Annotated in this window: 10 protein-coding genes and 1 pseudogene; 3 read left to right on the plus strand and 8 right to left on the minus strand. The window is 49.5% G+C overall.

From position 1 onward, the window contains the following. Positions 1-113 precede the first annotated feature (113 nt). The 7 genes from RT269_RS28385 to RT269_RS28415 form a co-directional block, all read right to left on the minus strand. Positions 114-836 carry a GntR family transcriptional regulator gene (locus RT269_RS28385; RefSeq protein ID WP_313187754.1) on the minus strand — a complete coding sequence of 241 codons (723 nt, stop codon included), beginning with the start codon at positions 834-836 and terminating at the stop codon, positions 114-116. Positions 837-943: 107 nt separating this feature from the next. After that, the gene (locus RT269_RS28390; protein WP_313187756.1) at positions 944-2,305 is read right to left on the minus strand and encodes an amino acid permease; all 1,362 of its coding nucleotides are present in this window, start codon (positions 2,303-2,305) and stop codon (positions 944-946) included. Positions 2,306-2,400: 95 nt separating this feature from the next. After that, a complete protein-coding gene (locus RT269_RS28395; RefSeq protein ID WP_313187758.1) occupies positions 2,401-2,829 on the minus strand; it encodes a secondary thiamine-phosphate synthase enzyme YjbQ in 429 nt (142 codons plus the stop codon). A 12-nt stretch (positions 2,830-2,841) separates the two neighbouring features. Beyond that, positions 2,842-3,726 (minus strand): amidohydrolase family protein, encoded by an 885-nt coding sequence (locus RT269_RS28400; protein WP_313187760.1) that lies wholly within the window; start codon positions 3,724-3,726, stop codon positions 2,842-2,844. A gap of 26 nt (positions 3,727-3,752) precedes the next feature. Beyond that, positions 3,753-4,583 carry a fructoselysine 3-epimerase gene (gene frlC / locus RT269_RS28405; RefSeq protein WP_313187761.1) on the minus strand — a complete coding sequence of 277 codons (831 nt, stop codon included), beginning with the start codon at positions 4,581-4,583 and terminating at the stop codon, positions 3,753-3,755. A gap of 41 nt (positions 4,584-4,624) precedes the next feature. Further along, the gene (frlD, locus tag RT269_RS28410) at positions 4,625-5,419 is read right to left on the minus strand and encodes a fructoselysine 6-kinase (RefSeq protein WP_313187763.1); all 795 of its coding nucleotides are present in this window, start codon (positions 5,417-5,419) and stop codon (positions 4,625-4,627) included. 396 nt (positions 5,420-5,815) lie between these two features. Then, a complete protein-coding gene (locus tag RT269_RS28415) occupies positions 5,816-6,640 on the minus strand; it encodes a BtpA/SgcQ family protein (protein ID WP_313187765.1) in 825 nt (274 codons plus the stop codon). A 295-nt stretch (positions 6,641-6,935) separates the two neighbouring features. Here RT269_RS28415 and RT269_RS28420 point away from each other — a divergent pair, with 295 nt between their 5' ends. From RT269_RS28420 to RT269_RS28430, 3 genes are read left to right on the plus strand one after another with little or no spacing between them, the layout of a single operon-like run. Next, entirely contained in the window at positions 6,936-8,480 is a 1,545-nt protein-coding gene (locus RT269_RS28420) for an amidohydrolase (protein ID WP_313187767.1), read from the plus strand. A gap of 31 nt (positions 8,481-8,511) precedes the next feature. Then, entirely contained in the window at positions 8,512-8,664 is a 153-nt protein-coding gene (locus tag RT269_RS28425; RefSeq protein ID WP_313187769.1) for a hypothetical protein, read from the plus strand. A gap of 25 nt (positions 8,665-8,689) precedes the next feature. Beyond that, positions 8,690-10,228, plus strand: a complete 1,539-nt coding sequence (locus RT269_RS28430) for an FGGY-family carbohydrate kinase (RefSeq protein WP_313187770.1) — start codon at positions 8,690-8,692, stop codon at positions 10,226-10,228. Between the two features lie 362 nt (positions 10,229-10,590). On the opposite strand, the pseudogene RT269_RS28435 reads toward RT269_RS28430, so the two are convergent. After that, a pseudogene (locus RT269_RS28435) lies at positions 10,591-11,034 on the minus strand (PHP domain-containing protein); the annotation flags it as partial.

Consider the following 11,034-nt stretch of genomic DNA (forward strand, 5'->3'; position numbering starts at 1 on the left):
TTTACAGGATTGCCGCCTGGGTAAGCGTTCCCGGTATTGTCATAGACATCCATACAGTTATTGCCAACTGCAGCAAGTTTCATATTTTATTCCTCCATTTGCCAGAAAGGAACTCACCTTCTCGTAAGCTCGCTTGCAAAGCAAACGTATTCTGACCGGGTGATCTCCTTAAAATATTCAAATACCACGTCCTGCTGGTCCATCGTCACACCTGACTGATAAATCACAGGAGCACCTTCTTCGATCTCCAGATAACCCGCTTCCTCCTCATCGCAGTAGGCGATGCTCAGCTTCTCCATGCCGCCGGAAACCTCCACACCATACTGTTCCTTCAAAACAGCATAGAGAGAAACCTTGTCCAAATCCATCTGTTCCAGCCCGGCAAAACGCTGGGCATCCAGATAGATGGTGGAAATCAGCACCGGTATCCCATCCAGATAGCGCAGGCGCACAAGCCGTATCAGCTTGTGCCCCAGCGGCAGTTTCATTTTGCGTCCTATATTCTTGGGAGTCTCACAGAAATCCACGAGGAGCACCTTTGTATCGACCTCCCGCCCCGCAATCTGTGCTGTCTGGTAAAACCCATAGACATCCTGAAGGTTGCGGACCAACTTTTCCCTGGCCACATAGGTTCCCGAACCATTCTTGTTATAGATTTTACCTTCCAGAATCAGCTGCTTGATCGCGCTTCTGAGGGTGGACCGGTTAAAATCCCACATCTCGCACATGCTCCGTTCGGAAGGAAGCTTCTCATCCGGTTTTAAATGATTTTTTATTATATAATTTTCAATTTTTTCCATTGCCTCATCACGGGGCTTTTGGCGATCTAAACTCATGGCAGACATTCCTTTATTTTCATACTTAAAATACAAATATTGTTTCATCATATTCAATCTTAGAACATCTGTCTCAAAGTGTCAATCTCTCTAATTGGAGAAAACCGCTATTTCCTGGCTGCTGCCTTCTTATTCCGGCTCTCCCAGAAGTAATATACCGGAAGTCCTGTAGCCACGGCAATCAGCGCACAGGCAATACCTGCCATAGGCGCCCAGATAAAGGTTGACCAGATCAGGGTTCCTGTGATCAGCATAGCCACACCCACCATCAAAGGCCTTGCAGGCATCCTGTATGCAGGTTTGTAGTGTGCCTTGTTTCTCAGCACAATGATAGTGCCAAAGGTAAGGAAGTTCTTTAGCAGAGCTACCAGAGTGAAGTAACCAAGCAGGTCAGAAAGCGAGGTGGCAAAAATCAGAACAATCGCAACTGCACACTGAACCAGTATGGAGAAATAAGGAGTCTCATATTTGGGATGAACCTTGCCAAAAGCTTTGAAGAACAGGCCATCCTTTGCCATGGCGTACTCAATACGCGGCTGGAACATGATACAGCTGGACAGAGATCCGATTACCACGATCACTGCCATTACCGCCACGATAGTTCCAGCATATCCGCCGATAACCGGAATCTTAGATGCCAGCAGTGCGATAGGCGCCTCGGAGGCAGCCAGCTCGCCAACAGACAGCAGACCGGAAGCAATCAAGGTCAGTCCAACATACAGGGCAAGTACGATAAATGCAGTGAGGATCAGTCCTCTGGGCAGGTTCTTCTTGGGTTCTCTGATCTCTCCGGACATATAGCAGGCCGCCGCCATACCATCAAAGGACCAGGTTGTGGCGGAGATACCGGCCAGAAGAGCGGTAAAACCGGTTGCGGTCACTCCTGCCAGCGGCGCGGAGGACAGGAATAAGTCTCCTTTAATGAAGAAGATACCGATGCCGACGATCAGCACAAAGGGAATAACCTTCAAAGCAGTGATGAAGATCTGGAATTTACCGCCTCCTTCCACTGAGCGCAGATGCAGCATCATGAAAATCAACACGAAACCAACCGCCACCAGGCGGAGAATCAAACCGTGCACCGGAATGAAGAACGCCAGGTAGTTAGCAATGGCCAGGGCCATGATGGAGATGGACGGCGGATCGGTGGCCCAGAAGCTGATCCAGCCACAGAGGAATGCCAGAGGACGTGATCCCGCTTCCTTAAAGTAAACATACTGTCCGCCATCCTCAGGGAAGGCGCTGGCCAGCTCCGCATAGCAGAAGTTGGCCGGGATCTGCAGCATTCCGCCAATCAGGAAGGACAGCACCAAAAACAGACTGCTACCCGCGGCTCCCGCCACCTCACCCAGTGATGAGAAGATTCCGGATCCTACTGTTGTGCCGACTCCGAGAGCGATTACGGCGCCAAGACCAAGCTTCCGCTTTAATTCGTTGGCACTTTGTTCCGGTGTTTTAACGTTTGACATACTCTTTCTCCTTTTTATTTGTATTTTTTAATAAGCTCCCCATAACCGTATATGACTACACGTCCCCGCGGACGCGCATCTGTTGCTTGAAACCGTTACTCGCCCATCACCTGGATGAGTATTGTTCTCTGGGCCGGTCCGTCAAATTCGCAAAAATAGACCTCCTGAGCCCCGCCCTTTTGGATGCAGCCTCCGCTTACCAGCAGATGGCAGTGATTTCCTGTGAGAAGTGATTTTAAGTGACCTGTGGGATTGCCGGCCGTAGAACCGTAGTCGCGGAGCATTCTGGCGTGGGCATATGGCCAGTCCTCAGGGGCCATCCTGGCCAGGAACTCCGATATATCACTTTCCAGGCATTCCAGGGACTCATTCACCGTAATTCCGGTGGTTGTGTGTCTGCTGATTACGTTGACAATTCCGCTTTGAATTCCGCTTTCCTTCACGGCCTTTTCGATTTCACCGGTGATCCGGATCATCTGGTTGTATTCCGTTGTCAGGAGTGTAATTGAACTTGTGTCTACCAATGGTGCCCCTCCTTACCTTTCCCCGGTAACACCGCCGGTGAAAGTATCTTCTAATCCGCCCAGGAATTCGATGGCATTGCCGCCTTTGATCAGTTCCAGGGTACTCTCTCTGAAGCCCAGACGCGAAATGGCGTCCGCCATGCGGATCTGCTCAAAACGCGGATTGTTGCTTCCGAACATTACCTGATGCCTCAGACTTCGGTCAATCCATGTGGCGGGAATGTCATGGTTAAATACCCTCTTGTAAAACTCCAAAGCATTGTCAAAATACAGTATTCCCGTATCCGCATAAACATTAGGATATTTCAGCATCAGCATGGCTGTCTCCTGCACCCAGGGCCAGCCGAAGTGGGCCAGGCAGATCTTAAGGCCTGGTCTGGCGGCTGCCAGCTCCTCGAACTCAATGGGCCTGGAAAATTTCGCCAGAGTATTGGGCTCCCAGGACAGTCCGCTGTGAAAGATTATAGGCCTGTGATACTTCTCGCAGATGTCATAAATCGGATTCAGCCGCTCATCCGACGGATAAAAATGCTGCCTGGATGGATGAAGCTTCAATCCCTTGAGTTTTAAATCTCCAAACGCGTGCTCCAGCTTATCCGCAGCTCCTTCAGCCAGAGGATCCACCCCTTCGAAACCAATAAAGCGGTCCGGCGCTAAATCCACCAGCCTTTTGATCTCCTCATTTGTTACAAGCGGCCTGCCATACTCTGTAGAGTAGTCCTCCGGCAGCAGGCACAGACGGTCAAGTCCCGCGCAGCGCATCTGGTTGAATATGTGCTGCAGAGGCGCCGTTCCATTTAAGTGGATGTCCAGGGCGTCATGCCTTAACTCCTCCACCTTGGCGTCCTCATTGATCGGTTCATAAAACGCCGGATGTACATGAATGTCAATAAACATGATAAGTCTCCCTTCCCGTCCGTCAGTCAGAAGCCAGCTTCCCTCATATAGGCGCGGGCGTTATCGATGGCTCTCCTGGCATACAGCCTGGGTTCGTTGATATATCCAGTCACCAGCTCCAATGTGGCAGTCTTCTCATATCCGGCATCCTTCAGCTCCTTAAACAGCTCCGGAAGCGGTATGGAGCCCTCGCCGGGAACAATGTGGCTGTCTGTCCCCTGCTCCCCGTCAATAATGTGCATGTGATACATTTTTTCGCCCAGCTTATCAATGTAAGCCATGATGCTTTCATGCTGGACAAAAGGCGGCACCACATCACACATGCCCACAATATAGGGGGAATCGATGCGCCTAAACAGTTCCATCAGATCATTTGCGCTCTTGAACGCGTTGCTCTCATAGGGCGTCAGTGTCTCCACCACCAACTTTACACCAGCTTTCTCAGCGTGGCCGGTCAGTTCTCTCAAGGTCTCCACCATCCGGTGCCAGATCTCCTCATAGGTTGCCAGGTATCCGGCATGGGCCGGGGACACCAGCATATAGTCAGAGCCCATCTCCTTTGCCATATCCAGACACAGCTTTAAGTAATCCACTGCATCTTTCCGCTGCCGCTCGCTTCCAATCATAAAATTGTAAGGATAGGCGTTGTGCTCTGGCGTGAATCCCAAAACCGGCATCTGATATTTGTCGATCAGGCGCTTCACCTCCTCGATTTCCCCTGCCTTTAAATCCGGTGCAAAGGCGTGAGGCCTGCCGCCCCACAGCTCGATAAAATCATAGCCGAAACGCTTTGCGTCCTGAAAGCAGTGTTCCAGCGGATTGCGCTGGTAGCCAGAAGTAAACATTCCTAGTTTCATAAATTACCCCCTTTGTTCGTGTTCTTTAATGTTCGCTGCAATTACTTCTCCCATGGATTGAAGGTGCTGACTACTTTGGCAGCTATCTTCGCGCCTGTGTCCAGGCACGTCTCAATATCCGACCCATTAAGAACTGCATAGAGGAATCCAGCGATAAAGCTGTCACCCGCTCCCACAGTATTCACCACCCGCGCAGGATAAATGCCTCCCTCATAAAACCGGTTGCCGTCATAGGCCAGGCTTCCCTTATCGCCAAAAGTGGCCACCGCAGCCTTCATGCCTCTGTTCACCTTATCCTTTAAGTAGGATTCAATAAATGCATCCCGCACCTTATGGTAGGAATAAAATCCATAGTCCACATATGGAAGGGTTTTCTCAACAAGTTCATGATCCAACCGGTCTGCATAGTCAAAGCTGATCGGCGCGCCGGAAAGCTGACGGATCTTCGGCAGGGCATCCTCCGCTTTTCCCCACAGCGCGGTATGCACCAGGTCATGGGCTGCGGCAAAGCGGATATCCTCATCGTCAAACACAATATGTTCCAGCACCCCCTCCACATAATCCCCATGCACACGGTCCAGCCCGTCCATGTCCATGTAAGTGATGGCAGTCGGCCCGTCTCCCACTTTGAAGTGACTCAAATCCAGCCCTTCTCTGGCCAGTGTCTCCACCATCCATTTTCCGTTTTCATCGGAACCGGTTGTACTGATAATGGATACAGGAATTCCCAGCTTCTGAATATTGACTCCCGTGTCCACCACATTGCCGGTGGGGTATTTCTTTTTAATCCGCTCATACACGTCAATGCAGTTGTCTCCGATAACAGCAACCCTCATTTTCCCTCTCCTCTTCACTATATATGTTAATGATTTTTTTATACCACTTGAAGTATAGCAGATCAATATATTAGTGTCAATTTATTATTTTTCACATAATTTAGTCCACATATTAGTGCATATTATACATAAGCCATTGGAAGTCAAGTCAAATATTTCCAATATTTCATTTGATAATCAGATGAGTACAAAGCATTTCTATATCAAAAAGGCCATCACTCGCCGGATGCTGATGTGTACAGCCCGGCGGGCAATGGCTTCTCTGCCTCCAATCCAATCTTATTAATTAGTTTTAATGCACAGGCCTTCCGCCCGTTCCAACACCAGCTGATTCCCTGGCTGCCCGGATCGCCTTCCTCACTTGCGAATGAAGCCTGCCGCTTAAATCCATTGCAATCAGCTATCGGTTCTTAAACTCTCCCGGTATGCTTTTGCCACTTCCATAAATTCCTTCACGCGGGCTGCATCCACGCGTGCGGAAAAATCCCCGTTTTCCTTAAATGTAGTCCCCACCACCGCAGCATCCGCTGTAGCCAGCTTCTGTTCTATTGTATCCCTGCGGCACCCTGTATTACACAGAACCACCACCTCCGGAGCTGCCGCCTTTACCTGTGCGATCAACTCATTGTCCACATCCTGCCCGGCGGCTGAGGCTGAGATGCATAACCCGTCCGGATTAGCCTTGAAAATCGTGGACTTGGCTATATCCTTCAAAGGTCTGGTATCCAGATTCCGGTCAGATTCAGGGTTGATGAAATAGAGCATCTTAAGCGTTTCAAGAGGCAGGGCAGCCCTGCGCCTTAAGAGCTTTGAAAAGTCATTATTGTACAACCCACCGTCTCCCACATAGACGCCGCAGAAGGTTCCCCTCACAAAGTCAGCACCCACCGCAGCAGCCAGTTCCAGTGTAGCCAGACCGTCTGAGATACAATCCACTCCAAAAGGCACTCTGATCTCGCTCATGAGCTCTCCGATAACCCGCGCCATGCTGGCAGGCGTAACGAAACTCATATTCCGTTCATAGGGAAGGCTGAATTCGTTGGAGAATAAAATCCCGTCCACACCGCCTTCCTGCAGCGCCTTAAGATCCGCCCTGGCGTGTGCCACAGTTGTCTTCATATCATTATCCGGAGAATACATGGGATCTCCCGGAAGGGCATCCAGATGCAGCATGGCGATGATCGGTTTTTTCGTGTGAAACATTTCCTCAGTCCAAAGCATATGTGTTATTACCTCCCATTTTATTATATATGTTCTCTATATTTTAATACCGCTTTTAACATATCAAATGAAATGGCCAATGTCAACATCATTCCTATTTTTTCACCCACTTAGTTTTATAAATTGTGCATTATGTACATTTTCAAACATATTTTTTTACTTTTATTACAAATATTCTCTTAAAACTCTTTTTTTGATTGAATCCATATTCCTGCTGTGTTATGATGACCTCAGATTTGGTATGAAATTATAGGTAACTTATTAATATTACTATCTTTACAAAGGAGGCTGTATTATGCAGAAAGCTGACATTCTATTACGTTCCAATGCTGTCTTCTCAGGCCTTGCTTCTGTTCCTGAAGCAGGCTTCGTCGCCATATCAGGAAACCGCATCCTGGCCGCAGGTCCCTCAGACGGAGCTGAGTACACCGGACCTGACACCCAGGTGCTTGACTTGGGGGAGCGGCTCATCTGCCCGGGATTTACAGACGTGCACTGTTTTTTCAACGGATATCTGCTGACCATCGCGGGGACCGATTTAAGTGCATGCCAAAACGCGGACCAGGCGGTGGCAGATGCTAAGACTTACCAGAAAACCCTGATCCCAGGCGCGACAGTGCTTGCAAGAGGAGTGCACCCCGGCTTCACGGAGCTGAACTGTGACCGACTGGACCAGGAGTTCGGGGACGTGCCTGTCATCCTCTTTATGGAGGGAGGCGAAAGCTGCTATATGAACAGCGCTGCCCGCAGGGAATACCGTTTCACCCCGGACACCTGCTGGTCAGAGAGCTACTGGCGCCTTCTGAAGCATATTCTGGGACAGACGGAATTTTCCGTACCGGAATTCAGGAAATATCTGTCCATGATGAATTCAAGGGGAATTACTTCTGTCAAGGAAATGGGCTTTGACGACTTCTATGGTTTTACAGAAGAACTTAAGAAATTAGAACAAGAGAATGCCCTGACAGCCAGAGTGCATTTCATGAGTCAGCCTGTAGGCTTTCCCATGAATCTGGAATATGGAAAGGAGATGCGGGATTCCTTCCACGGCAGTTTCGTACATTTCTCAGGCTATAACCAGATGACCGACGGATCCATCAGCCAGCTGGAAGGTGAAATGAAGTCTCCCTACCTCTGCGCGGATACCTGCTGCGCCAAAGCTATTGACTGGGAAGGATTAAGAAAGGATACCCTGGCAGCCGACAGGGAGAACTTCCGCTTTTCTCTCCACGCACAGGGTGATGGAGCCATCTGCAGGACCATGGATATCTTCGACCAGTGCCAAAGGGGACCGGACGGCAAGGTAAAAAACCGTCATGCAATCACAGATCTGGAGTGCTCGGATCCTGTTGATCTGGAGCGCATGGGAGCTCTCGGCATAGTGGCAGAGATTTATCCCCAGATCATGTCTATCGCAGACCGGGACGGCAAGCTGGCAATGATTCAGGAGAAAATCGGCCTGGAACGTGGCAAAAACTACTGGAACCGCCGGAAAATGGCTGACAGCGGTGTGACGATTTCCTGCGGCACGGACCTGCCGCTGCTCTACGACGATATTCCTGAGTCTATCTACCACACGGTAGGCGCCATGTTCCCTGAAGGAGGTGCGCCCTTCAACGAGGCGAACACTCTAACCGCATCTGAGTTATTAAAAGCCTGGACCTATGGCGGGCAGTACAACCTGGGCTGCGAATCTCAGGCGGGCACCCTTAAAGCCGGCAATCTGGCAGACATCGCAGTGCTGGATGGGAATGTGTTCAAGACCCCCATGGACCAGATGCGCAGCATCAAAGTGTGCCTGACACTGGTGGACGGCAAAATTGTCCATCGTACGATCTAAGGAAATCTATGAATTAAAAGGAGTCTTGAATTTGGGAATCACATTACGCCAGGTGGCTATCACTAGAACCATGATTCCCACCTGTTGCATCGTGTTTGTAATTGCAGCATTTTTAAGCTTATACATACTCTTTACAGCATCGATTCCAAAAGCAAGCGTCCCACAGACCTGCGGGCACAGTTGAATTACACTTTCTTATGGAGGTAAACATGATCGGTAAAAAATATTTTATGGGTATTGACACGGGAACCAACTCCAGCAAAGGCGTACTGATCGACCAGAACTGCAACATCATTGCCACCGGAACTACTGAACACGCCATGACTAATCCCAGGCCCGGCCACTATGAGCATGATGCAGATATGGATTGGTGGGGGGATTTTTGTACCATCAGCCGGCAGTTGATCGCAGACAGCCAGGTAGACCCTGCAGACATTCTGGCTGTGGGGGCCAGCGCACTGGGCGCGGACTGCCTGCCTGTGGACGAACAGTGCCGCCCGTTGCGAAAAGCTATCCTCTATGGCATCGACTCCAGGGCCACCAAGGAGATGATACAACTGACAGAGCTTTACAGCGAAGAACAGATCAAGAAATGGTACGGACGGCCTCTTTGTTCCTCGGATGTGATGCCCAAAATTCTCTGGATCAAGAACAATGAGCCCTTGGTTTATGAGAAAACGCACAAGTTCATTACAGCTTCCACCTTCATCACCGCCAGGCTGACAGGAAATTATGTGGTGGACCGGTTCCTGGGGCTGTCAAGCTTCAATCCCCTGTACGACCGGGACGGAACGCCCAACACCAGACTATGCGCTCCCATCTGCCGCCCCGACCAGCTGGCAGAGATCAAAGAGTCTAACGAGATCGCAGGCAGAGTTACCGCCCGGGCAGCAGCAGAAACCGGTCTGAAAGAGGGTACTCCGGTCATCACGGGAACCGATGATTCCGGTGCGGAGGCCATCAGCATCGGAGTGGTAGCTCCCGGCAAGATGATGATTCAGTTCGGTTCTTCTATTTACATGATTTTAGGAACAAAGGAGCTAGTGGACGATGACCGCTTGTGGCGGGAAGAATTTATCGTTCCGGGCCTATGTGACATTTCTGCCGGGACCAACGCAGCCGGTTCCCTTACCAAATGGTACCGTGACACCTTGTTCTTAGATGCCCTGGCAATCGAGCGGGCTGGCGGGCTGGAAGCCTATCAGACCATGATGGAGGGTGTTGATCAAATTGCACCGGGAAGCGACGGGCTGATCACACTGCCCTATTTCGCCGGTGAGCGGACTCCCATCAATGATCCCCTGGCAAGAGGCTGCCTGTTGGGACTGACCCTGGCCCACACCAGAGCCCATATGTACCGCAGCGCCCTGGAATCCGTGGCATTCTCCGTCAACCAGCAGCTGAATCTTATGGAAGCCCACGACAACGTAATAATCGACCAGATATTCGCCGTGGGAGGCGGCGTGCAGAATCCATTATGGATGCAGATTGTGGCGGACGTGACTGGCAAGGAGATCAACACACCACTTGTGACCATCGGAGCCAGCTTTGGGGATGCCATGATGGCGGCCACTGCCGTAAAGTATCCCGGATTTGAAAATTTCGCTGCCCTGACCAAGTTTATCAAGCCCGGCAAAACCTACCGGCCCGACGCGAAAAATCATGAGACCTACAAGGTATACCAGGATATTTATGACAGACTTTATCCAGCTACAGCTGAACTCATGCATGCGCTGGCGCAGCAGTAACAGCGAAGAAAAAGCATGTCTGAACGAATCCCGCTCAGATTTTTTACAAAATAATAGACCAAAACAATAAAGCAGGGCAACCTATTTCTAGGTTGCCCCCCTTATATTTCTATCTGTTTTTCTCTTTTCTTCTTCCACTTCTGTGTTTGCCGTTCTATATATTGTTCTATGCTATATCCATACATGCTGTTATAGTATAGCCAGTTTGATGGGATCAGCTTTATTCCACAGAAATATCCTACATTCCATTTATAAAGCATACGATATCCGTTCCTGACATTTGGGTGTTCATGTTGCATACATACCCTTAGCCTTTGTCTGGTTCAAGTCCTTTTGCTTCAATATTCGATAAGCAAATATTTTTATACCGCCGCCTCATGAAGTTTTTTCTTCAATTGATGATAAATATCTATTTCTTCATGGCAGCTCATACTGCCCAGTTTGATTGCCGGCTTTGTTTTGCCATGAAAATCACTGCCCATGGTTTTCAGTAAATGAAATTTTTCAGCCTGCTTATTGTAAAAAGCAACCATGTTTTCATCATGATAACTACTGTATACTTCCATCCCATCAATACCACATGAAACTATGCTTTCCAGAATCTTCTGATCCTGCCCGATATTGATCCCTGGGTGAGCAAGAACAGCTATGCCTCTTGCCTTTCTAATCAATTGTATTGCTTCGATCAGCCCAAGAAACTGAATAGGTACATAAGCCGGCTTCCCTTGGGAGCAAAAGTCCCAATAAAAATTTACATAAGGATTATCACTACGCTTCCCATTCTTTCGGTATGGTTCCAGAAGAGG

It is taken from the genome of Lacrimispora sp. (assembly GCF_032078915.1).
Classification (GTDB): Bacteria; Bacillota; Clostridia; order Lachnospirales; family Lachnospiraceae; genus Lacrimispora.